Origin of the sequence: Stenotrophomonas terrae (genome assembly GCF_001431465.1) — a bacterium.
Classification (GTDB): domain Bacteria; phylum Pseudomonadota; class Gammaproteobacteria; order Xanthomonadales; family Xanthomonadaceae; genus Stenotrophomonas; species Stenotrophomonas terrae.
In genome coordinates, this window is the sequence record NZ_LDJJ01000028.1 from 43,460 (window position 1) to 65,443 (window position 21,984).

Below are 21,984 nucleotides of genomic sequence, written 5' to 3' on the forward strand. Positions count from 1 at the left end.
CCGGGTGGCTTTGGCTAGGCCGGGTCGGTCTCCGCCTCGTCCAGCAGATCCTTGCGCCGCAGCTGCACCTTGGTCGGATCGCCGTGTTCGGCCATGGCGCGTTGCAGGGCGCGGCGGGTGGCGGCGGTGACCAGTGATTGCAGGTCGCGGCCGGAACTGCCTTCGGTAGCTGCGGCCAGTGTGCCCAGCACTTCATCCACGGCAAAATCCAAGGGCTTGCCGGCCAGTTGCAGGCGCAGGATCGCCGCGCGTGCATCCGCATCGGGCAGGCCGATCTGGATCTTGCGCTCGAGCCGCGACAACAAAGCGCTGTCGATGGCGTCCAGATGATTGCTGGCCGCAAGCAGGAACACCTGTCCTTGCCTGGTGCTGATGCCGTCCAGCTCCTGCAGCAGCTGGGCGACGATCTCGGCGTTGAGCTTGTCCGAGTTGCCGCTGCCGCGCGGCGGTGCGATCGTGTCGATCTCATCGAGGAACAGGATGCACGGCGCCTGCGCGCGGGCTTTCTCGAACAACTGCTTGATCCGCGCACCGCCGTCGCCAAGGAACTGGCCCTTGATCTCGGCCGAGGAGGCGGCGATGAAGGACAGCCCGGACTGGCTGGCCAGCACGCGTGCAATCTGGGTTTTGCCGGTGCCGGGTGGCCCGTACAACAGAATGCCGCGCGGCACCGGGATGTTCAGCCGTGCCAGTTCTTCGGCGTGCAGCAACTCCTTGCCCAGGCCTTCGAACTCGGCGCGGGTGCTGGCCGGTACGATCACATCCTCCCAGCCCAGGGCCTGCACCGAGGTGGAACTCTTGCCGCGCAGGCGCGCGATGGCGGCGCTGAAGTCAGCGTGCGTGGGGCGCCCGGCCGGATGCGTTGCAACCACGCTGGTGATCAGCGTGGACAGGTCGCGGCCGGACATGCCGGCGGTTTCGCGGACCAGGGCCTCGGTCACCGGCAATGCCAGTTGTGCCTTGTCCAACTCGGCCAGCAGGATGCGTTCGCGCGCATCGGCATTGGGGGCAGCCAGTTCGATGGAGACGGTGAAGCGCGACAGCACCGCATCATCGAGCAGCTCCTGGCGATTGGTTGCGCCAATCACCAGCACATTGCCGCTGCCCTGGTTGAAGCCATCCCACTCGGCGATGAAGGTCTGCACCAGCTCGTTGCCGAAGTTGTCGGTGTCGCGGCTGCCGCGGCGGGCGAAAGCGCTTTCGCATTCGTCCACGAACAGGATGGTGGGGCCCTTGCCGCGTGCGTCTTCCCAGATCTTCCTGACCTTGGGGCCGGTGTGGCCGATGTGCTCGCCCTTGAGGTCGGCGATGGTGACCGCGACGAAGTTGCAGTCCACGTGTTCGGCCAGCTTGCGCGCGATCAGGGTCTTGCCGGTGCCGGGCGGACCCCACAGCAGCATGCCCTTGGGTAGCGGCGGGGTGCCGGCGGCAAAGCGGTCCACCAGTTTGATCACCCGTTCCAGAGTCTGTTCCGGGATGGCGACGTCCTTCCAGTTGGCTTCCACCTTGTCCAGCGAGGCCAGGCGGCCCAGCAGTGACTGCTGCAACTGCAGTTCACGCTCATAGGGCGCACTCAGTGCCTGCAGGTCGAGAATGGGCTGGGCCAGCGGCGCCAGCATCGGCCCGAGTTCGGCGGCCAACGGGTTCCAGGCACCGGCATGCTCGTCGACCTCGGCGCGCACGCGCACGTAGCCGCCGGGATGGCCGTTGATCGGCAGGCGGATGAAGATGTCCGGGTCCTTGTCGGTGGCGATATCGGTATTCATGCCGACCATCACCGCATTGGAGTTGTCGTGCTTGTCGCCGAGCTGCCATTTGTTGCCCAGCTTCTCCACGGATGGCGCTGGCGCGCGCACGACCGGATAGGGATGGCTGCGGCCATCGTCATGCTTGCGGCCGAAGGCATGCAGCTGCAGTTGGCGCTTGCCCAGCGCGTCGATCGACGCCAGCCCGGCAGCGGCATTGCGCTTTGACAGGCGGTAACGGCCAAACCAGACCAGTGCTGCATACAGCGCCAGCGCGGGTGGGATGTAGACAAACAGCAGAAACAGCAGGCTGACCGGGAACGGCAGCGAATGCGCAAATTGCGCGCACAGGCTGCGAACGGGGCCGTACAGCGCCAGGCTGCCCAGCAGCAACAACCAGGCAAGTGTGCGGATACCGCCAGCACCCAGCGTGGCGCGCAGGCTCAGGGCCGGGCCCCAGGTGCCTTTTTGACCCTTCTGCAGCGTGCTGCGGCGTGCCTGCGCCAGCCCATCCTCGAATACCGGGCGCATGCTCTGCGCGGCCTGGCACGCGGCCGGGTAGGCGGCGCCCATCGCCTGCTTGGCGCTCTCGGCACGTTGCTGGCAGTGCGCCAGCTCGTCGAGCAGCACGCTGCGCTGGTTGTCGATGAAGCTGCTGCGGGAACTGCTTGAAACCATGAATCCTTTCCCCTGAACTGAAAACGGCCGGATCTGTGTGATCCGGCCGTTACGCTAAACGATCATGCGCAGGGTTCATAGCGATCAGGGGGCGGTGAACCGCCGGTCCGCATTACTTCTCGACGAAGGCTCGCTCGAACACGTAGTGGCCTGCCGTGCCGATGCGTGTGGATGCGGTAAAACCGCGGGCATCGAGCACGCTGCGCAGATCAGCCAGCATGTGCGGGCTGCCGCAGATCATGAAGCGATCGTTGGCCGGATCCAGTGCTGGCAGGCCCAGGGTTTCCTGCATCTGCCCGCTTTCCATCAGCGAGGTCAGCCGGCCCTGGTTGGGGAAGGGCTCGCGGGTGACCGCCGGGTAGTACAGCAGCTTGTCGCGGACGATATCGCCGAGGATTTCATCGTTCGGCAATTCTTCCTCGAAGTATTCGCGGTAGGCCAGGTCGCTCTCGAAGCGCACACCATGGCAGACGATGACCTTCTCGAAGCGCTCGTAGGTCTCCGGGTCCTTGACCACGCTCAGCCACGGCGCCAGGCCGGTGCCGGTGCCCAGCAGATAGAGGTGCTTGCCGGGATGCAGATCGCTGATCAGCAAGGTGCCGGTGGGCTTCTTGCCGACCAGTACCTTGTCGCCGGGCTTGAGGTGCTGCAGGCGCGAGGTCAGCGGGCCATCCTGCACCTTGATGCTGAAGAAGTGCAGCTGCTCTTCCCAGTTGGCGCTGGCGATGGAATAGGCACGCATCAGCGGGCGGGCGCCTTCGTTTTCCAGCCCGATCATCACGAACTGGCCATTCTCGAAGCGGAAGCCGCTGTCGCGGGTGGTGGAGAAGCTGAAGTAGGCGTCCGTCCAGTGACGGACTTCAAGCACCGTTTCGGCGCCAAAAGCGGAAGACATGCCGTGATTCGTAGATGGGAGACCCGCCTATTCTAGCTGACTTCGTTCAAATAAGAATAAATCTCATTTGAACGACATTGTCAGGGCGGGGGCGGCATTCAAGAACCCCTGTAGTGCCGAGCCATGCTCGGCATGAGGCCTTACCGGTAAAGCCCCTGCCGAGCATGGCTCGGCACTACAGGTGAGGCCTTGCCGGTAAAGCCCTCTGCCGAGCATGGCTCGGCACTACGTGCCTGGCTTATCTGTAGCCGGCGGCTTGCAGCTCGAACAGTTCGGCGTAGCGGCCGCCCTCAATCATCAACTCTTCGTGGGTGCCACTGGCCTCGATGCGGCCGTCGGCCAGCACCAGGATGCGGTCGGCCATGCGTACCGATGAGAACCGGTGTGAGATCAGTACAGCGGTACGGTTGTCCGACAGTTCCTTGAAACGCTGGAACACTTCGAACTCGGCACGCGCATCCAAGGCCGCGGTCGGTTCGTCCAGGATCATCACCTGCGCATCGCGCATATAGGCGCGGGCGATGGCGATCTTCTGCCATTGGCCGCCGGACAGATCCACGCCGGTCTTGAAGCGGCGGCCGATCAACTGGTCGTAACCGGCGGGCAGGGCATCGATCACTTCATCGGCAAGCGCGCGGTGGGCAGCGTCGCGGATGCGCGTCTTGTCATCCATGGCCTCGACCAGGCCGACGCCGATGTTCTCGCCGGCAGACAGGTGGTAGCGCACGAAGTCCTGGAAGATCACCCCCATGTTGGCGCGCAGGTCATCCAGGTCGTAGTCGCGCAGGTCGCGGCCATCCAGCAGGATGCGGCCTTCGTCCGGGTCGTACAGGCGGGCCAGCAGTTTGACCAGGGTGGTCTTGCCGGCGCCGTTCTCGCCGACCAGGGCGATGACTTCACCGGCCTGCAGATGGAAGCTCAGATTGCGTACGGCCCAGCGCTCGGCATCGGGATAGCGGAAGCCGACGTTGTCGAACACGAAGCCTTCGCGGATCGGCCGCGGTATAGCGGCGGCATCCGGGCGCGAGCGGATTTCAGGTTCGATGGCGAAGAACGAGAACAGGTCGTCCAGGTACAGCGCTTGCCCTGCTACCTGCGAGAAGCCGGTCAGCAGGCCTTCCAGCAATTGCCGCAGGCGCAGGAAACTGCCGGACAGGAAGGTCAGGTCGCCGATGCTGAAATCACCGCGGATGGTGCGCCAGGCGATATAGGCGTAGGCGGTGTAATAGCCCAGCGTGCCCAGGGCCGCCAGCAGAGTGCCCCAGATCGCGCGCTTGCGCGCCAGCGCGCGGTTGGCCTTGAAGAAGCGCTCGGCCAGCAGCTTGTAGCGGTCGATCAGGAAGCGGTTGAGGTTGAAGATCTTCACCTCCTTGGCCGTTTCCACGCTGGCGCCCACCTGGCGCAGGTAGTCGAGCTGACGGCGCTCCGGCGTCCAGCTGAAGTTGAGCGAGTAGCCCAGGGTGTTGAAGTGCGATTCGCCGATGAAGGCCGGGACCAGGGCAATGGCCAGCAGCACGATCAACCAGGGCGCATAGACGATCAGGCCGGCGGCAAAACTGATGACGGTGATGCTGTCCTGCACCTGGCCGAACAACTGGCTCATCAGGCTCATCCGGCCCATGGTCTGGCGGCGGGCGCGGTCCAGCTTGTCCTGCAGGTCGGGGTCTTCGAAATCTTCCAGGTCCAGCTCGGCGGCATGCTCCATCAGCCGCACGCTGGTGGCATTGGTGAACAGCTCCGACAACAACGCGTCGGCGTAGTTGATCATCCGGCCGAGCAGGTCCGAGCCGATGGCGATGGCCAGTTCCAGCAGCAGCAGCTCAAGCAAGGTGTTGAGGTAGCCGCTGGAGAATGCCTCGGCCAGCGGCGGCATCGCTCCGGCACCGGCCAGGCGTACCGCCTCGTCGATGATCAGCTTGCCCACGTACAGCATCGCCACCGGCATCAGCGCGCGGATCAGGCGCAGGCCAAGGCTGGTGATGGTCAGCCAGCGGCTGGTCTGCCACACCTGCCGCAGGAACGGCGGCAGGTTGCGCATGGCATTCACGCGCTCGCGGAAGCTGGGTTTCTGGGTGGATGCAGGCGCGGTGGCGGGGTGGGGCATGGATGACTCAGGCGGCGAGGTACCGCGTCAGGTTACCCGCAAAGGCGCGGCCCGGAGCTGCTGCGGGGCTCAACCGTCCTTGCCCAGATCGATATCACCCATCTGCGCATCATCGCGGCCGTCCGGGTTGTCGCGTATCGCTTCACCCGGTGCGCCGAACGAGCGCTTGCCGCTGTCGACGTGGAGGTGGCTGACCACCTTGCGCACGCCTTCAATGGCGGCGACAACGGCTTCTACCTGGTGCTTGGCCTCGCTGCTGGGCACGTCGCCGGACAGCGTCACCTGGCCGTCCTTTACCTGGGCCAGCACCTGCGAAGACTGGGCCTGCTGGCCCAAGGTACGGACGACTTCATCGCCGATCAGGGAGTCGGGGCGTTCTGCGGCCATCAGCATGTCCTTTGGAAACGGGAACGCCACGATGGCCGATGGGGTGTGAGTTTGGTGTTACTTGGGAGGCTTTGCTCCCTCCCTTTGCCGCAGGCAAGGGGGGGCCGGGGAGGGGTGCTCTTGTTCTTGCTGTTGCTTTCGCTTCTTCGCTTGCGTCGTCATTCCCGCGCAGGCGGGAAGCGCGTCAGCTCCGCGGACCTTCCGGCGGTGGCGGTTCCGACGACTGCAGCGCCACCGGCAGATGCCAGCCGAAATGCATTGCCATCATCCGCAGGCCAAAACACAAGCCGGCGCCGACCAGCGCACAAGGCAAGGGCGGCAGACCCAGCCAGTAACCCACGGCGACAATCGCCGCACCGGCCAGGGCTGCGACCGCATACAACTCGGCCTGCAGAACCAGCGGCACCTGTGCCAGCAGCACGTCGCGGGCAATGCCGCCGCCAATACCGGTCAGCATGCCCAGCGCCGCAGCCATCGGTGGATCGATGCCGTAAGCCAATGCTTTCTGCGTACCGGCTACCGCAAACAGTGCCAAGCCCATCGCATCGAACATCCGCACCGGGTACTGCATGCGCTCGATCAGCGGTGCCCAGAAGAAGGTGACGACGCCTGCGGCCAAGGTGATCGCCGGATAGCGCCAATCGCTGATCGCCGCCACCGGGGTGGCGCCGATCAACAGGTCGCGGGTGATGCCGCCGGCCAGTGCCGCCGCGAACGACAGCACCAGCACGCCGAAGATATCCAGCCGCCGGCGCACCCCCATCGTTGCCCCGGACAGGGCGAAGACGAAGGTGCCGATGAGGTCGAGGATCAGTACGAGGGTTCCCATGCGCGGTATTGTGCGGTGTCGCGCCGGCGGCGGCCATCAGCCCGTTCTGGAATGATGGCCGCCGCTGTTGCCGGGCGATCAGGGCAGTGGCGGCAACAGGCTGGCGCCGAGACGGTTCCAGGCATTGATCACCGCTACCGCCATGCTCAGGTCGCTGATGCCCTTGTCATCGAAATGGGGCCTCAATGCGTCGAATGCGGCTTGGGACGGGGCGCCATCCGGCAACCGGGTCATGGCTTCGGCCCAGCCCAGCGCGGCGCGTTCGCGCTCATCGAAGAAACGGCTTTCATGCCAGGCCGGCAGCGTATCCAGCTTGCGCGGCTCGATACCGGCCTTGCGCAGCGCGGTGCCGTGCATGTCCATGCAGTAGCCGCAGCCATTGATCTGCGAGACGCGCAGGAACACCAGTTCCTGCAGCTCGTGCTCGATGCTGCTGTCATGCACGGCCTTGCTGGTGGCCAGCAGGCCCTTGAAGGCGTCGGCGGCGAGGCGGGCATACGGTACGCGGGGGAAAGTATTAGCGGACATCAGGGTTCTCCAGGCGGCCACCAAGGCCGTCTTTCACTACAAGGACGCGGAAGCGACGTCAGTCGTGACAAGCGCCGGCAATTTTTCTGGATTGAGCACGCTGTACATCGCCGCGATGCGCCCATCCACCACCTCGATGGTGGTGAACGAAGCCAGCTTGCCGTTGGCAAACCGCAGGATGGCTGGCTCGCCGTTGACGTAGCCCAGCCGCGCTGGCAAGGCGCCGCCGCGACGGGCAATGGCCCAGTACAGCCGGCCGATGCGTTCGGCACCGTGCAGCGGCCGGATCGCCGCGGTGACCACGCCGCCGCCGTCGGAAAGCGCGACGGCATTGGCATGCAGCAGCGCCTGGATGGCAGGGCTGTCACCGCGCTGCGCGGCCTCCATGAAACGTTGCAGCAGCTGCTGGTGCTGCGCCGGTGTAGCGTTGAAGCGTGGCGCGCCGGTCTGCAGGCGCTGCTTTGCCCGACGCACCAGCTGCCGGCAGTTGGCTTCACTATGGCCAAGCAGGTCGCCGATCTGCCGGTAATCGTGGTCAAACGCTTCCTTCAGCAAAAAAGCGGCGCGCTCCTCCGGCCCCAGTTGCTCCAACAGGGTGAGGAAGGCCATCGAAACCTCGTCGGCGATGGCATGGGCCTGGGCCGGGCCGGGGGCGGGATCTGCCTCCAGGTCGACCTGCCAGGGTTCTGGTAGCCAGGGGCCGACGTAGTGCTGGCGTTCCCGTTTGGCCGCACGCAGCCGATCCAGGCCAAGGCGGGTGGTGGCGGTGACCAGCCAGGCTTCAACGTCGCGGATGGCGCTGATATCGGCGCTGGCCCAGCGCAGCCAGGCGTCCTGGACGATGTCTTCGGCGTCAACGCGGCTGCCCAGCAGGCGGTAAGCCAGGGCGAGCAGGCGCGGGCGATGGTTCTGGAAGATGGTTTCGGCGTTCATATGAGCTGGACGGCGCAGGGCGGGCGGGTGTGACAGCCCCACTTTGCCCGAACAATACCCCGCTGTTGTAGGAGCGGCGTCAGCCGCGAAGCTGGGAATCTGTCCGTCCACCAGCTTCGCGGCTGACGCCGCTCCTACAACCAAGGGCGGGCAGCGCTGCAGCGCTGCAAGGCGTAAAATGGTGGGCTGAACCCCCGCCAGCCTTCAGCAAGCGAGCAAGCCCGTGACATCGATCAAGCAGGAAGACCTCATCCAGTCCGTCGCCGACGCGCTGCAGTACATCTCGTACTACCACCCGGCCGACTACATCAAGAATCTCTCCGCCGCCTATGAGCGCGAAGAGTCGCCGGCGGCCAAAGAGGCCATCGCGCAGATCCTGATCAACTCGCGCATGTGCGCCGAAGGCCACCGGCCGATCTGCCAGGACACCGGCATCGTCACCGTGTTCCTGGAAATCGGCATGAACGTGCGTTGGGATGACGCCACCATGGGTGTGGAGGACATGGCCAACGAAGGCATCCGCCGCGCCTACGCCTACCCGGACAACAAGCTGCGCGCCTCGGTGCTGGCCGACCCGGCCGGCAAGCGCACCAATACCAAGGACAACACCCCGGGCGTGGTCAACGTCAAGGTTGTGCCGGGCAATACGGTCGACGTGATCGTCGCCGCCAAGGGTGGTGGTTCCGAGGCCAAGAGCAAGTTCGCCATGCTCAACCCCTCCGATTCCATCGTCGACTGGGTGCTCAAGACCGTGCCGACCATGGGCGCTGGCTGGTGCCCGCCGGGCATGCTCGGCATCGGCATCGGTGGCACCGCCGAGAAGGCGATGCTGCTGGCCAAGGAATCGCTGATGGAGCCGATCGACATCACCGATCTGCAGGCCCGCGGCGCCTCCAACCGTGCCGAAGAGCTGCGCCTGGAACTGTACGAAAAGGTCAACGCGCTGGGCATTGGCGCCCAGGGCCTGGGTGGCCTGACCACGGTGCTGGACATCAAGGTCAAGGATTTCCCGACCCACGCCGCCAACCTGCCGGTAGCGATGATCCCCAACTGCGCCGCCACCCGCCACGCCCACTTCACCCTGGACGGCAGCGGCCCGGTGATGCTGGACCCGCCGTCGCTGGAAGACTGGCCGCAGATCACCTACGACGCCTCCAAGGGCACCCGCGTCGACCTGGACAATATCACTCCGGAAGAAGTGGCCAATTGGAAGCCGGGCCAGACCCTGCTGCTCAACGGCAAGTTGCTGACCGGTCGTGACGCCGCGCACAAGCGCATGGTCGACATGCTCAACAAGGGCGAGCAGCTGCCGGTCGATCTGAAGGGTCGTTTCATCTACTACGTCGGCCCGGTTGATCCGGTACGTGATGAAGTGGTGGGCCCGGCTGGTCCGACCACGGCTACCCGCATGGACAAGTTCACCCGTCAGATCCTGGAGCAGACCGGCCTGCTGGGCATGGTCGGCAAGGCCGAGCGCGGCCCGGCTGCAATCGAAGCCATCCGTGACAACAAGTCGGCCTACCTGATGGCCGTGGGTGGTTCGGCGTATCTGGTGTCCAAGGCGATCAAGGCCTCCAAGGTGGTCGGTTTTGCCGACCTGGGCATGGAGGCGATCTACGAGTTCACCGTGCAGGACATGCCGGTGACCGTGGCGGTGGATTCCACCGGCGAGTCGGTTCACAAGACTGGCCCGCGCGAATGGCAGGCACGCATCGGCAAGATTCCGGTGATTGTGGAATAAGCCAGCGCGTTCCTCGATGAGGGATGGCAATCAGACAGCCCGGGCGTATGCTCGGGCTGTTTTCATTTCTGGATTGCGGACATGCATACACGGATGTGGGCGGGCTTGATCACGGTATTGCTGCTGCTGGCCGGTTGTTCCAGCGGAGGCGGCTGGAGCAACCCGCCACGCAATGATCCGGCTGCCTGCGTGAGTTACTGCCAGACCGTCTACCAGCGGTGTAATGCCAACCCCGATAGTTATGGCGATTGTGGTGAGGCAAATAGAAACAACCAATGCGACAAGATCAGCAACCCTGAGCTCCGCGGCGCCTGCCAGACCTCACAGGCGTTCTGCCAGAACCGCTCGGCCGCGTCGGTATGCGGTGAACGTCTGAACAGCTGCATGGCCAGCTGCAATTGAATTTGAGGGTACACGGCGCTGTTGCGTAGAGCAGAGACTGCGGCGCCTGCACGTTCTGCTCCCTCCCTTTGCCGGAGGCAAGGGGAGGGTTGGGGAGGGGTGCTTTTAGCTGTAGCTGCTGCTTCACCGCCTTCATGGCTTGCGTAAATCCTGCAGCTTGGTCGATACGGCCCTTGCCGAGCATGGCTCGGCACTACCTGCTTCTGCTCCCTCCCTTTGGCCGAAGGCCAAGGGGAGGGCTGGGGAGGGGTGCTTTCGGCTGTGGCTGTTGCTTCACCGCCTTCATGGCTTACACAACGCCTGCAGCTTGGTCGATACGGCCCCTGCCGAGCATGGCTCGGCACTACCTGTTCTCCCCGCCACGGAAACCGTGCGCGGTTAGAATGCCGCTTCACCCGCCGGGAAATCAGCGCATGTCAGTTGTTCTGTACGGATCGCAAAGTACCGCTTCATTGGTCGTGCATTGGTTGTTGATCGAACTCGGCATCGAGCACGAACTGCGGCAGTTGGATTTCGAACGCGATGAGCAGAAGTCACCGGCGTTCCTGGCGATCAATCCTGCTGGTCGCGTGCCAGCCTTGATCATCGATGGCCAGGTGTTGACGGAGTCCGCTGCCATTGCCATGCAGTTGGCCGACCTGCATCCGCAGGCCGGATTCGCGCCCGCGCCGGGCAGCCGTGCACGCGGCGATTACTACCGCTGGATCTGCTTCTGTGTGTACACGCTGATGCCGGCGTATCGCAGCTGGTTCTACCCGGATGAACCGGCTGGCCCGGCAAGCGCGGCCGAGGTCAAGCAGCGTGCCCGCGTACAACTGGAAACGGCGTGGCAGCGGGTGGCCGATCACCTCGCGGCGCACGGCCCCTATATGCTCGGTGAGCAATTGTCGGTGGTGGATTTCATGCTGACCATGTTGATGCGCTGGAGCCGGAACATGCCGCGTCCGAGTGATAGCTGGCCGGTGTTGGCTGCGCATGCCGCCCGTATGAAGGCGCGGCCCGCGTTTGCCGAGGTGTATCGGCGTGAGGGGATCAACGACTGGTTGTGAGCCTGCGCAGCCGGTGCCTGCATGCAAGCCCGGCTTCGCCGTGTGCGCCGCTCCCGCAAGCAATGTAGCGCGGACGATTCAGTCCACGTGATCGTCGAACTTGCGCCCGCCCTGGAACGGCATCAGGTGTTGTTTGACGATGCCGTTGGGCACGGTTTCCAGTTTCATCACGCCGTATTCCTTTGGCCACTGTGCCTGGTCGCGCGGTAGCTTGAAGGTGCCCATCAGCATGTCCACCAGTGGCAGGTGGATGGCGTAGTTGACGTCGATGTACTCCTGCTGCCGCGCATGATGCCAGTGGTGATAGCGCGGCAGCACCAGCAGGTATTCCAGCCAGCCAAAGCGGATACCCAGATTGGCGTGGGCCAGTACTGCCTGCAGGCCGACCAGGATCACATAGGCGTTTACCGCCGGGGTCGAGAAACCCAGGATCAGCAAGGGCAGCAGCACCGCACTGCGGGTCAGCACGATCTCGACGAAATGCACGCGTGAGCCGGCCAGCCAGTCCATGTGTCGGCTGGAATGGTGCACGGCGTGGAAGCGCCAGAGCCAGGGAATGTTGTGGTAGGTGCGATGCAGCAGCGCCTGGGCCATGTCCGCTACAAAGACTGCAATCAGAAACTGTGCCCAGACCGGCAAAGATTGGATGGCCTGTTTCAGGGAGGGGAAGGCGGCCAGCCCGGCGATGGTCGAGGTGGAGGCGGTGACCAGGATCAGGATGAACTGCACCAGCACGTGGCTCATGAAGAAGTAGGCCACGTCGGTGCGCCAACCCGGCCGCAGCGGCGACAGTTCGCGTTTGCCCAGATAACGTTCCAGTGGCACGAACACCAGCGCCGAGAAGAACAGCGACAGCACGAACCAGTCCAGCCCCAGCGAATAAGGTGTCTGCCCGATGGCATCGAACTGCACGTTGCTGCCGCCGAGCAGTACCGCCAGCGTGGCGCTGCCAACCCCGAGGGTGGCGATGCGTTTGTTGCGATCACGCAGGATCGCCAGCGTGCCCATGATGAAGGCGGCGGCCAGGCCGACCAGCAGCAGGTGGCGGGCAAACTGTTCGTTGTAAACCGCGCGGAACTCCCGGCTGGTCAGCAGCTCGGGAAAGTGGAAGCAGGCAACCGCCAGCAGGCTCAGTACCCCGAGCAGTGCAGAACCATAGGCAAAGAACGAGCGGCGGGCACGGACCATTGTGGACTTCCTGTCTTGGACTGGCCGATTCTGCCTGCGTCCGCTGAACGGGGGAAGTGGGGCCGCGCTGCACTTCACGCGGGCTGGGCAGTCCCGGCGTTAGGCTTGCGGGCAGTGGGCATGCGCTGGGCGTCAGGCCGCCATGCCGGGATTTGTCTGGAGTCGGTGGATGAGCGGATTGAGCGTTCCGGTAAATGCGAATGACCATGTCCAGGGACGGCTGGATGCAGCCGTGGTGTTGGTGGAATACGCCGACTACCAATGCCCTTACTGCGGCGAGGCGTTTTCGCTGGTCAAGCGTTTGCAGCAGCGCTTTGGCGAGCAGCTATGCCTGGTGTTCCGCAACTTCCCGCTGGTGCAGTCGCACCCGCAGGCGCTGCCAGCGGCGATCACTGCCGAGTACGCCGCCGCCCATGGCAAGTTCTGGGAGGCGCACGATGCGCTGTTCCGCAGCCAGCAGCAGCTGGGCGAGGTGGTGTACCGCGAGCTGATGCGGGAGCTGGGCCTGCCTGAGGACGGCCTGGCTGCGGCGATGGATGACAACCACAATCTGGCGCGCATCCAAAGCGATATCGAGAGCGGTGTGCGCAGTGGTGTGACCGGCACGCCGGCATTCTTCATCAACGGCCGCTTGTTCCAGCCGCGGCAGAGTTTTGAAGAACTCTATGATGCGATCGTGCAGGCCATTGCTGAAAAGCAGTGAAGTAGCCTTGCCGCGGCCAGGTGCCGGGGCAAGGCGCGGGCTTCCGTCCGCTTGCCTCAGTTGATCAGTGCAAGCACGGTTTCCGGTGGCCGGCATAGCGCCGTGCCCTTGGCGGTCCGCACGATGGGACGGTTGATCAGTGCAGGGTGCTGGCTCATCGCCTCAATCAGCGCGGCCTCGTCATCGAGCTTGCTGGCCAGGCCCAGTTCCGAGTAAGCAGTCTCCTTGCTGCGCAGCAGCTCACGCGCAGGCATGCCCATGGCATCGAGCAGCTCGCGCAGCTGGGCCGGCGAGGGTGGTGTGTCCAGGTAGTTGATCACCTCGACCTCGACGCCCGCCTCCTGCAACAAGGCCAGGGCGCCGCGCGAATTGGAGCAGCGGTTGTTGTGCCAGATGGTTGCTTGCATGGCTTAGAACCACTCCAACAGCGACACGCCCACGCCGATATAGGTGGCGCGGTGGTTGTAGTCGATCATGCTCTCGCCGTAGCCATCAAACACCTGCACATGGCCACGCAACAGGTTGTTGATCGGGAAACCGTAGTCCACCTGCACCGAACCATGTGCGCGGTCGCCGCTGCGCAGTGAGTGGCGGCCGGTGACGGCCAGTTCGTGGCCATTGCGGTTGTAGACCAGGGTGGCGTCGCCGCGGCCCATGTAATCCTCGATGTCGGGATTATTGTCGTCGCGGCGTCCTTCCGGGATGCGGTACCAGGGGCGCAGCATGATGGCCCAGTTTTCGCGGTCCAGGCCGACATTCATCACCACCCGGTTCCAGCTGCGCGACAGCGGGTCGCTGCGGCCATTGGACTGATGGTTGAGGCTGACGCCGGTCATGCGGCCGTTCCAGCCGAACAGCGAATAGCCGTTGCGGAAGGTCAGCATCACTTCCGGCTCGTAGTTGGTCTCGCGGAAGGGGCGCGACAGCTCGCTGTTGTACGCCTGCCAGCGCGAGCTCTGGGTATAGCCCACCCAGATGTCGCCGTTGTCGCCGAACAGGTTCTCGGCCACCTTGGTCTTGAAGCTGAGCTGGAACTTCAGCTCGGTGCTGTCCAGTTGCTCGGACTCGGTCACCGTGTTGTTGGGGTTGGGCGAATGCGGCATTTCATTGGGCTTGCTGCTCCAGAACGCGGGCAGCAGGTATACCGGCTTGTAGGCACGCAGCTGGTACAGGCCCAGCTTGGAGTCCTTGGCCAGCTCCCAACGGCTGTCCAGCAGCGAGCCACGGCCGGCATTGGCCGCGGCCGAGGCCAGCTCATCATGGGCGAACAGTTCGTTGCGGCGCGGGATGGGCTCGTCCAGTTCCTTGGCTGCGGCCTTGGCCTCCTTGCGGGCCTGCAGCGCGGCGGCGGCGGCGGCATCGGCAGCGCGGGTGTCCGGCGCGGTGCGGCCGAGCGCGTTGTCATAGCAGGCCAGGCGGGCGGCATCGGTCTCCAGCGCGAAGCAGGCTTGTGGCGAGGCCGGGGTCGTCAACGACTCCTGGGCGTAGGTGGAGGCGCTGGCACCGCTCAGTATCAGCAGCAAGGCAGCAGGAAGGGCTCGGGTTTGCATAGGTTCCATCCGGTCGCGGTGGGGTGGCCGGGCCAGGGCAATCACGGGGTGTGGCCCATCGGCGTCAGTGGCAAGCTGGGGATTGTCGGTGATTCGTCTGTCCAGAGGGAGTCAAGGCAGCATTCAGAAGAACCAGGCCAAGGCAAACACGCCGACCATGGTGATCGCCAGGCCGAGTTTGAGCGCAACGCCCAGGACGATGCCCAGCCAGGTGCCGAAGCCGACCTTGGTGGCCTGGCCCAGCTGGCGGCCGTGCATGTACTCGCCGGCCAGCGCGCCGATGAATGGGCCCACGAACAGGCCGATGGGCATGAAGAACAGGCCGGCCACGGTGCCGATGGCCGATCCGATCAGGGCCAGCTTGCTGGCGCCGACCTTCTTGGCCCCGGCAATCGTGGAAATCACGTCGACGATGATGGATATGACCGTGAGCACGCCCAATACCACCAGCGGCAGCCAGCCAACCCGGTTGAACCCGTCGCCCCAGGCCGCCAGCAGCAGGCCGACGAAAACCAGCGGAACCCCCGGCAGTGCGGGCAGGATGATGCCGGCTATGCCGACCAGGACCAGCAGGGCGCCGACCAGATAGAAGATGAATGAATAGTCCATGTGAATTCTGAAGGGGGTCCAATAGGGGTTGACTTTAGCTTGTCGCGCGGTGTTGCAATTTGATTTGGCCCGAGTTAAGTTGCAGCCGCTGAGCTTGGCAAGGTCACCGTGAATCGTGGCCTGATGGGTAGATCGAAGGATTTGCTACATCGTTGCACCTCGCTTCCTCCTTGCAACCAGCCGCCTTACCGGGCGTAACCATCAAACGAGAGAGTTACAGGGAGTTGTCGAGATGTCTGATCGCGAAACCGGTACCGTCAAGTGGTTCAACGACGCCAAGGGCTTCGGCTTCATCAGCCGTGAAAATGGTGAGGACGTGTTCGTGCACTTCCGCGCCATCCAGACCCAGGGCTTCAAAAGTCTGAAGGAAGGCCAGCAGGTCACCTTCACCGTCGTGCAGGGCCAGAAGGGCCTGCAGGCTGACGCCGTACAACCGGTCTGACCCGGCCGGCCGTCCAGCCAAAAAAAGGCCCGCGCAAGCGGGCCTTTTTTCAAACATGGCGCTGACGGCTCAGCGGATCACCACGCGGCCATTGACCACGCGCACATAGGTGTTCTCGCGGATGCCGCCCAGGTCCTTCTGGTTGACCACGATCACGCGGCCATCGTCCATGCGCACCTGGATGTCATACGAATTGCCGGTGACGTTCTGCTGGATCTTGTTGCCGGCCAGGGCGCCACCAACGGCACCTGCCACGGAGGCGATGTTCTGGTTGCCCTTGCTGCCGCCGGTCTTGTCGGAGATTTCATGGCCAGCTACAGCGCCGACGATGCCACCCAGAATCGCGCCGGTGGCGCTGGGTGCGGTGCGGCCCGAAGCAACGGTGTCGATGCGGGTAACGATGCCGCAGTCGGTGCAGCGGTTCTGGTTGTAGTTGCCGTTGTTGCTGCCGTAGTTGCCACCATTGTTGTAGCTGCCGCCGTAACCGGGCGACGTGGCGCAACCGGCCAGCGCCAGACTGGCAATTGCGCCTGCAGCGATCAGTTGGATCTTCATGGTGTCTCTCCTTGCCAGATGGGGAATTGGGTACACGTGCGTGACCTGCGGCGAAGATCGTGCGGTTTTACATGTGAATGGAGGGCCAATCAGGTGTGAAAACCGTGCTTACCTGGTTGAAGCAGTGCTTACTTACTTGAAATCCTGATGGCACGACTTGCAGTCGCTGCCGATTTTTTGCACTGCAGCAGCGAGGGTGGCGCAATCTGCCGGTGGTTTGGCAAGCGCGTCATTCAAGGTGGCACGGAAGCGGCTGGCGTGTTGCTGGAAGCGCTCGTCGTCACGCAGGCCGGGGAAGGCGGTTTCCAGATCGTTGGCCAGGGCGCGCAGGGTCTGCAGGCGCGGCGTGGTATCGGCGACGCTGCAGCGGTTCTGCTTCTGGCTCTCGCCGAGCAGCTGAGCCTGCTTGGCCATCACCGTCATCAGGCTGTCCGGGAAATGATCCTGGCGGGCCTGCAGGGCGCGCATGCCCATCACCGTGGCGATCACGCCGATCAACAGGCCGGCGATGAGGACGAACAGGTAGCGCGAGGCGGTGGAGGGTTTACGGACGGGTGCGGGGTCGGACATTGCGTTGGCTCCGGGCTACATGGCAAAGGACTGCGACTGGTCCCCATTATGCAGGGACGCAGGCGATAACCGCGTCATGGTGGCGGCAACGTCGCCGAGCCGGTTGCCGCTGGCTCGCGGCGGAGCGGGGCAGGCCGTAAAATGCGCCGATGAAAGAAGAATTGCGTGAGCGCTTTGCCGGCATCGACCGGCTTTACGGTGCAGGTAGCATTGCCCATCTGAGCGGTTGCAAGGTCGCCGTGGTCGGTATGGGCGGGGTAGGCTCGTGGGTGGTGGAGGCCTTGGTGCGCTCGGCCGTCGGCCAGCTCTGCCTGATCGACGCCGATGACATCTGTGTTTCCAATACCAACCGGCAGTTGCCGGCGATGGCCGGGCAGTACGGGCGCAACAAGGCGCTGGCCATGGCCGAGCGCTGCCGCGCGATCAACCCGGATGTGCAGGTCGAGGCGGTCGAGGCCTTTCTGACCACCGGCAACATGGCCGAGCTGCTGGACCGTGGTTTCGATCTGGTGATCGATGCCTGCGACAGCTTCCGGGTGAAGGTTGAAACCATCGCCTGGTGCCGGCGCCGCAAGCTGCCGTTGATCACCGTGGGCGCGGCTGGCGGGCGTACTGATCCGACCCTGGTGCGGGTGCGTGATGTATCGCGCACCGAGCACGACGCGATGATGGCGTTGATCCGCAAGAAGCTGCGCAGTGATTTCAATTTCCCGAAGAACGCGCAGCGCTACTTCGGCGTACCGGCGATTTATTCGTTGGAGAACGTGAAGTACCCGCAGGCCGATGGCAGCGTCTGCGGCCTGCGGCCAAACCTGGGCCCGGATGAGGCCTTGAAGCTGGATTGCGGTGGCGGCCTGGGCGCAGCCACGCACATCACCGGTGCGTTTGCCTTCGTGGCGGTGGGCAAGGCGTTGGAGATGCTGCTCAAGAAGCGCGCATAAACGTCTGCCAGCTTGTGGGAGCGGCATAAGCCGCGAAGCTGGTTATCTGCCGGGGCAGGTATGCGCATGCAATCCCGGCATGCGGCTGCTATCGAGGTGTAGGTGGCTCGGCCAGTGCGAGCTTCGCGGCTTATGCCGCTCCCACAACGGCACTACAGCAGCTTGAACAGCTGCCTTGCATTGTGGCGGTAGCAAAGCGCTGGAGGAGATGCTGCTCAAGAAGCGCGCATGAATGCATGCCAGCTTGTGGGAGCGGCGCAAGCCGCGAAGCTGGTTATCTGCCGGGGCAGGTATGCGCATGCAATCCCGGCATGCGGCTGCTATCGAGGTGTAGGTGGCTCGGCCACTACGAGCTTCGCGGCTTACGCCGCTCCCACAACGGCACTAACTGAGCTTGAACAGCTGCTTGGCATTGGCTGTGGTCTGCGCGGCGATATCCGCTGCAGCTTGTTGGCGAAGTTCGGCAACGGTTTCGAGAATCTGCCGCAGCCGTGCCGGCTCGTTGCGCTGGCCGCGGATGCCGGCATCGGGCTGGTCCGGGGCGTCGGTTTCCAGCAGCAGGAACTCCAGCGGCATCTTGCTCACCAGGCCACGCAAGCGGTTGGCACGCGGATAGGTGATGGGACCACCCAGGCCGATCATGAAGCCCAGGTCCCACAGTTGCCGGGCCTGCTCGGGGCTGCCGGAGAAGCTGTGCACCACGCCACTGAGCTTGCCAACCCGGCGGATCCGTTGGATCACCTCGTCCAGCGCACGGCGGGCGTGCACGATCAGCGGCAGCTGCATGTCGCGGGCGAGTTCAAGCTGGGCCTGGAAGTACAGGCGCTGTTCGGCCGGGTCGAGGTTGTCGACGAAGAAATCCAGCCCGCATTCGCCAATGGCGCAGGGCGCCTCGCGCTGCACCCAATCGCGCAGCTGTTGCAGGTGTTCAGGGCGGTGCTCGGGCAGGAACATCGGGTGTAGGCCGTAGGCCGGATGCAGGCCCGGCTGCACCATGCAGACCTCGCGCAACTTGGGCCAGCTGGCCGCGGTCACCGCCGGTACGATCTGCACGCCGACGCCGGCAGCGCCGGCGCGGTGGATCACCGCCTCGCGATCACTGTCGAACTCAGCGGCATCCAGGTGGCAATGGCTGTCGACCAGCAACACGGCTCAACGCTTGCCCGGCAGGATAGGTGGTTCGGCCGGGTCTTTGCGCCGCTTCCAGTTGGCTAGCAGCAAGGTGCTGAGGCCAAACAGGATCTCATCGACAAACGGAATCGGGTCAGGCAGCAGCATGCTGATGACGAACAGCGCACCGGTCAGCTTGAACAGCGTGGGGTAGCGCAGCTTGCGGGCCCATACCAGAAATGGCGACAACATCATGCTCGACATGGCATATCCAGATGGAGAGGGAACCAGCCAGCCCTGCAGGATCGGGGCCAGCAGGGCGAATATTGCGACGAGTTGAATGATTTCGATAGGGAGCTGACAGAAATACTGGCCTCTGTTCAGCTAACTCGTGCTGGAATTCACCCAAGACAAACGCGGCCAGCCGCACGGAGACAGATCATGAAGAGCACAACCACGACCGTTTTGGTTGCCGCCGGCGCGTTGCTGGTAGGTGGCATCGCCACCGCCGCCTTCATGCAGGGCCGCGACAAGAGCAGCACTGCGCCATTGGCCGAGAGCGCCCGGCCGATGCTGGACACCTCCCCGCAGGTGGACGACGCCGCGCTTACCGGCAAGGTGGAAACCCCAGCCGAGCCGCAGCTGCAGTACGCCGATGTGCTCAAGGTTGCACCGGTGACGCAGAAGGAGCGTGTCTACGGCACGGTTACCGGCAGTGACCCGATCCGCGAAAGCTCCACCACCAGCACGCCGCATGAAGTCTGCGAGGACGTGGTGGTGCAGGAACGTCTGCCCGAGCGCGACGGCAATGTCGGTGGCACCGTCGCCGGTGCGCTGATCGGTGGCCTGCTCGGCAACCAGGTCGGTGGCGGCAACGGCAAGAAGGCAGCAACCGCAGCCGGTGCCGTGGCCGGTGGCGTGATCGGCAACCAGGTCGACAAGCGCCACGTCGGTGGCCGCGTCGTCAATCGCACCGAGCGCCAGTGCCACACCGAGCAGCGTACCGCCGAGTCCAGCCGCATCACTGGCTACAACGTCAGCTACCGCAAGCCCGATGGCAGCACCGGCACGATGCGCATGGACAGTCGCCCGGGTGAGCGCGTGTCGCTGGGCAATGCCAACCAGACCATCGGTTACGACGTGACCTATCGCTATGAAGGCGCCGAAAAGACCGTGCGCATGCAGGACAAGCCGGCCAGCGATCGCCTGCCGGTGATCAATGGTCAGCTGGTGACGCAGACCGCGGCAATGGCACCGGCGGACAACCGCCAGTAAGCCCCGCTGCGGATTGATCGCAACGAAGGCCGGCGCAAGCCGGCCTTCTGCGTTGTGTGGTTGAAGGGTAGCCCGGGTAAGCGCAGCGCACCCGGGGTTGGTGCTTGGAACTGCGTATCAAAGACGCCGCGTGCGGACGCTCTCGTTCCGGAATTCGTAGTTGCTTGGATTCGCCAAACTCCGGGGTGCGCTGCGCTTACCCGGGCTACAGGGCTGGCGGCGGTTTTGTTGTTTGTAGGAGCGGCGTAAGCCGCGAAGCACGCGTGCCATCAGCTGCCGAGTGAGTGGGCAATGTCAGCTTCGCGGCTTACGCCGCTCGCACAAACAGGCGTCAGCAGGTTGGCCCAGAAAGGCGCAGCGCTCCCCCGGGTTACGGTCGGCCCCGGGTTTGACCCTTTCGGCGGCTCAGCGCAAGCTCAACGTCTTCGTGATCCTGTTCCATTGGAGTGCCGATGAGCATTTTTGATCTTCAACTGGAAACCGAGCGGCTGTTGTTGCGGCCACCGGCTGCCGAAGATTTCGACGCCTTCGCCGCGTTCTGTGCCGATCCGGTGACCATGCAGCATCTGGGCGGCGTGCAGGTGCCATCGGTAGCGTGGCGCAGCCTGGCGGCGCTGACCGGTAGTTGGCAGCTGCTCGGCTATTCGATGTTCTCGGTGATCGAAAAAAGCAGTGGCCGCTGGGTTGGCCGGGTCGGGCCCTGGCAGCCGCATGGTTGGCCGGGAACCGAGGTGGGCTGGGGCATCGCTTCGCCGTTCTGGGGCCGCGGTTATGCGCCCGAGGCGGCGCGGGCGAGCATGGATTGGGCGTTCGATGCGCTGGGTTGGCAGGAGGTGATCCACACCATCGTTCCGGCCAATACCAACTCGGTGGCGGTGGCACGCAAGCTGGGTGCGAGCCTGCTGCGCCAGGCGCGGCTGCCGGCGCCGGCCGATATCGCCGTGGATGTGTGGGGGCAATCCCGGCAGGCGTGGATGGCGCGTCGCTGAGCGCTGTTTTTGCTGCGGTCGCAGCTTTACCGGAGCACCCGTGATCCGTTCAGATGGACGCTGTCGTCTGCCAGTCGGCTGCGGGGAGTGTATCGGTGAGCGTTACAGGTGCTGGGTTGCGGGTGTACGGCATGTCCACGTCGGGCAACTGCCATAAAGTCAGGTTGCTGTTGGAGCAGTTGGGCACGCGCTATGACTGGGTCGAGGTCAATAGCGCGCAAGGCCAGACCCGCACCCCGGAATTCCTCGCACTCAATCCCAACGGCAAAGTGCCATTGGTGCAGCGCTCAGACGGGCGGGTGCTGGCCGAATCCAATGCCATCCTGTTCTGGCTGGCGGAAGGCACGCCGTTCCTGCCGGCCGATGGCTGGCAGCGGGCGCAGGCGCTGTCATGGATGTTCTTCGAACAATACAGCCACGAACCCTATATCGCCGTCGCCCGTTTCATCAGCATCTGGACGCCTGCCGATTCGCGGCGCCGCGATGAACTGCCAGGTCTGCGCGAACGCGGCCATGCCGCCCTGGCGGTGATGGAACGCCACCTGCAAAGCGCGCCGTGGTTCACCGGGCCTGATTACGGCGTGGCCGATATCGCCTTGTTTGCCTATACCGCGGTCGCCGAAGACGGCGGCATCGGCCTGGCGCCGTATCCGGCTATCCAGCGCTGGCTGCAGGCGGTGCAGGCCCAGCCCGGCTTCCTGCCGATACTCGCCGCGTGACCACCCTTGCTTGATGCCTGATTCCGTCCCATCACTTGTTTG

24 protein-coding genes are annotated in these 21,984 nt (G+C 64.3%); 9 read left to right on the forward strand and 15 right to left on the reverse strand.

What is annotated here, in order from left to right; genetic code table 11:
- Window positions 1–14 precede the first annotated feature (14 nt).
- From ABB27_RS08750 to ABB27_RS08780, 7 genes are all read right to left on the reverse strand, one after another.
- On the reverse strand, window positions 15–2,423 hold the full coding sequence (locus tag ABB27_RS08750) for an AAA family ATPase (RefSeq protein ID WP_057628318.1): 2,409 nt from the start codon (window positions 2,421–2,423) through the stop codon (window positions 15–17).
- A 112-nt stretch (window positions 2,424–2,535) separates the two neighbouring features.
- Window positions 2,536–3,318, reverse strand: a complete 783-nt coding sequence (locus tag ABB27_RS08755; RefSeq protein WP_057628319.1) for a ferredoxin--NADP reductase — start codon at window positions 3,316–3,318, stop codon at window positions 2,536–2,538.
- Between the two features lie 238 nt (window positions 3,319–3,556).
- The gene (locus tag ABB27_RS08760; RefSeq protein ID WP_057628320.1) at window positions 3,557–5,422 is read right to left on the reverse strand and encodes an ABC transporter ATP-binding protein; all 1,866 of its coding nucleotides are present in this window, start codon (window positions 5,420–5,422) and stop codon (window positions 3,557–3,559) included.
- Between the two features lie 69 nt (window positions 5,423–5,491).
- A complete protein-coding gene (locus ABB27_RS08765; protein WP_161809632.1) occupies window positions 5,492–5,809 on the reverse strand; it encodes a BON domain-containing protein in 318 nt (105 codons plus the stop codon).
- A gap of 184 nt (window positions 5,810–5,993) precedes the next feature.
- On the reverse strand, window positions 5,994–6,638 hold the full coding sequence (locus tag ABB27_RS08770; protein ID WP_057628322.1) for a trimeric intracellular cation channel family protein: 645 nt from the start codon (window positions 6,636–6,638) through the stop codon (window positions 5,994–5,996).
- A 78-nt stretch (window positions 6,639–6,716) separates the two neighbouring features.
- Window positions 6,717–7,166 (reverse strand): carboxymuconolactone decarboxylase family protein, encoded by a 450-nt coding sequence (locus tag ABB27_RS08775; protein ID WP_057628323.1) that lies wholly within the window; start codon window positions 7,164–7,166, stop codon window positions 6,717–6,719.
- Between the two features lie 36 nt (window positions 7,167–7,202).
- Window positions 7,203–8,099: an RNA polymerase sigma-70 factor gene (locus ABB27_RS08780; protein ID WP_057628324.1), complete on the reverse strand. Its 897-nt coding sequence runs from the start codon at window positions 8,097–8,099 to the stop codon at window positions 7,203–7,205.
- Window positions 8,100–8,322: 223 nt separating this feature from the next.
- On the opposite strand from ABB27_RS08780, the gene ABB27_RS08785 reads away from it, so the two are divergent.
- The 3 genes from ABB27_RS08785 (at window position 8,323) to ABB27_RS08795 (ending at window position 11,291) form a co-directional block, all read left to right on the forward strand.
- Window positions 8,323–9,840, forward strand: a complete 1,518-nt coding sequence (locus ABB27_RS08785) for a fumarate hydratase (RefSeq protein ID WP_057628325.1) — start codon at window positions 8,323–8,325, stop codon at window positions 9,838–9,840.
- Window positions 9,841–9,921: 81 nt separating this feature from the next.
- Entirely contained in the window at window positions 9,922–10,242 is a 321-nt protein-coding gene (locus ABB27_RS08790) for a hypothetical protein (RefSeq protein ID WP_152984503.1), read from the forward strand.
- Window positions 10,243–10,655: 413 nt separating this feature from the next.
- Window positions 10,656–11,291, forward strand: coding sequence for a glutathione S-transferase family protein (locus ABB27_RS08795; RefSeq protein WP_057628327.1), 636 nt, complete (start codon window positions 10,656–10,658; stop codon window positions 11,289–11,291).
- 78 nt (window positions 11,292–11,369) lie between these two features.
- Here ABB27_RS08795 and ABB27_RS08800 read toward each other — a convergent pair whose 3' ends face one another.
- A complete protein-coding gene (locus ABB27_RS08800; RefSeq protein ID WP_057628328.1) occupies window positions 11,370–12,479 on the reverse strand; it encodes a sterol desaturase family protein in 1,110 nt (369 codons plus the stop codon).
- Window positions 12,480–12,648: 169 nt separating this feature from the next.
- On the opposite strand from ABB27_RS08800, the gene ABB27_RS08805 reads away from it, so the two are divergent.
- Window positions 12,649–13,182, forward strand: a complete 534-nt coding sequence (locus tag ABB27_RS08805) for a DsbA family protein (protein ID WP_057628329.1) — start codon at window positions 12,649–12,651, stop codon at window positions 13,180–13,182.
- A 56-nt stretch (window positions 13,183–13,238) separates the two neighbouring features.
- Here the strand turns inward: ABB27_RS08805 and arsC are convergent, their stop codons facing one another.
- The 3 genes from arsC to ABB27_RS08820 form a co-directional block, all read right to left on the reverse strand.
- On the reverse strand, window positions 13,239–13,589 hold the full coding sequence (gene arsC, locus ABB27_RS08810) for an arsenate reductase (glutaredoxin) (protein WP_057628330.1): 351 nt from the start codon (window positions 13,587–13,589) through the stop codon (window positions 13,239–13,241).
- Between the two features lie 3 nt (window positions 13,590–13,592).
- The gene (locus tag ABB27_RS08815; protein WP_057628331.1) at window positions 13,593–14,732 is read right to left on the reverse strand and encodes a phospholipase A; all 1,140 of its coding nucleotides are present in this window, start codon (window positions 14,730–14,732) and stop codon (window positions 13,593–13,595) included.
- Between the two features lie 123 nt (window positions 14,733–14,855).
- The gene (locus ABB27_RS08820; RefSeq protein ID WP_057628332.1) at window positions 14,856–15,341 is read right to left on the reverse strand and encodes a DUF456 domain-containing protein; all 486 of its coding nucleotides are present in this window, start codon (window positions 15,339–15,341) and stop codon (window positions 14,856–14,858) included.
- A gap of 232 nt (window positions 15,342–15,573) precedes the next feature.
- On the opposite strand from ABB27_RS08820, the gene ABB27_RS08825 reads away from it, so the two are divergent.
- Window positions 15,574–15,783: a cold-shock protein gene (locus tag ABB27_RS08825; protein ID WP_054658958.1), complete on the forward strand. Its 210-nt coding sequence runs from the start codon at window positions 15,574–15,576 to the stop codon at window positions 15,781–15,783.
- Window positions 15,784–15,852: 69 nt separating this feature from the next.
- On the opposite strand, the gene ABB27_RS08830 is transcribed toward ABB27_RS08825, so the two are convergent.
- Together ABB27_RS08830 and ABB27_RS08835 are read right to left on the reverse strand one after the other, a co-directional pair.
- The gene (locus ABB27_RS08830; RefSeq protein WP_057628333.1) at window positions 15,853–16,338 is read right to left on the reverse strand and encodes a glycine zipper 2TM domain-containing protein; all 486 of its coding nucleotides are present in this window, start codon (window positions 16,336–16,338) and stop codon (window positions 15,853–15,855) included.
- A 132-nt stretch (window positions 16,339–16,470) separates the two neighbouring features.
- Window positions 16,471–16,908 (reverse strand): cytochrome c, encoded by a 438-nt coding sequence (locus ABB27_RS08835; RefSeq protein WP_057628334.1) that lies wholly within the window; start codon window positions 16,906–16,908, stop codon window positions 16,471–16,473.
- Window positions 16,909–17,057: 149 nt separating this feature from the next.
- Between ABB27_RS08835 and ABB27_RS08840 the strand changes: the two genes are divergently transcribed.
- Window positions 17,058–17,849, forward strand: coding sequence for a tRNA threonylcarbamoyladenosine dehydratase (locus ABB27_RS08840; protein ID WP_057628335.1), 792 nt, complete (start codon window positions 17,058–17,060; stop codon window positions 17,847–17,849).
- A gap of 384 nt (window positions 17,850–18,233) precedes the next feature.
- On the opposite strand, the gene ABB27_RS08845 is transcribed toward ABB27_RS08840, so the two are convergent.
- Window positions 18,234–18,998: a TatD family hydrolase gene (locus ABB27_RS08845; protein ID WP_057628336.1), complete on the reverse strand. Its 765-nt coding sequence runs from the start codon at window positions 18,996–18,998 to the stop codon at window positions 18,234–18,236.
- Between the two features lie 3 nt (window positions 18,999–19,001).
- Window positions 19,002–19,223 carry a DUF6116 family protein gene (locus ABB27_RS08850; protein WP_057628337.1) on the reverse strand — a complete coding sequence of 74 codons (222 nt, stop codon included), beginning with the start codon at window positions 19,221–19,223 and terminating at the stop codon, window positions 19,002–19,004.
- Window positions 19,224–19,400: 177 nt separating this feature from the next.
- Between ABB27_RS08850 and ABB27_RS08855 the strand changes: the two genes are divergently transcribed.
- From ABB27_RS08855 to ABB27_RS08865, 3 genes are all read left to right on the forward strand, one after another.
- Window positions 19,401–20,234 carry a glycine zipper 2TM domain-containing protein gene (locus ABB27_RS08855; protein ID WP_057628338.1) on the forward strand — a complete coding sequence of 278 codons (834 nt, stop codon included), beginning with the start codon at window positions 19,401–19,403 and terminating at the stop codon, window positions 20,232–20,234.
- 452 nt (window positions 20,235–20,686) lie between these two features.
- Window positions 20,687–21,223: a GNAT family N-acetyltransferase gene (locus tag ABB27_RS08860; RefSeq protein ID WP_057628339.1), complete on the forward strand. Its 537-nt coding sequence runs from the start codon at window positions 20,687–20,689 to the stop codon at window positions 21,221–21,223.
- 95 nt (window positions 21,224–21,318) lie between these two features.
- Window positions 21,319–21,942: a glutathione S-transferase family protein gene (locus ABB27_RS08865; RefSeq protein WP_425477516.1), complete on the forward strand. Its 624-nt coding sequence runs from the start codon at window positions 21,319–21,321 to the stop codon at window positions 21,940–21,942.
- Window positions 21,943–21,984 lie beyond the last annotated feature (42 nt).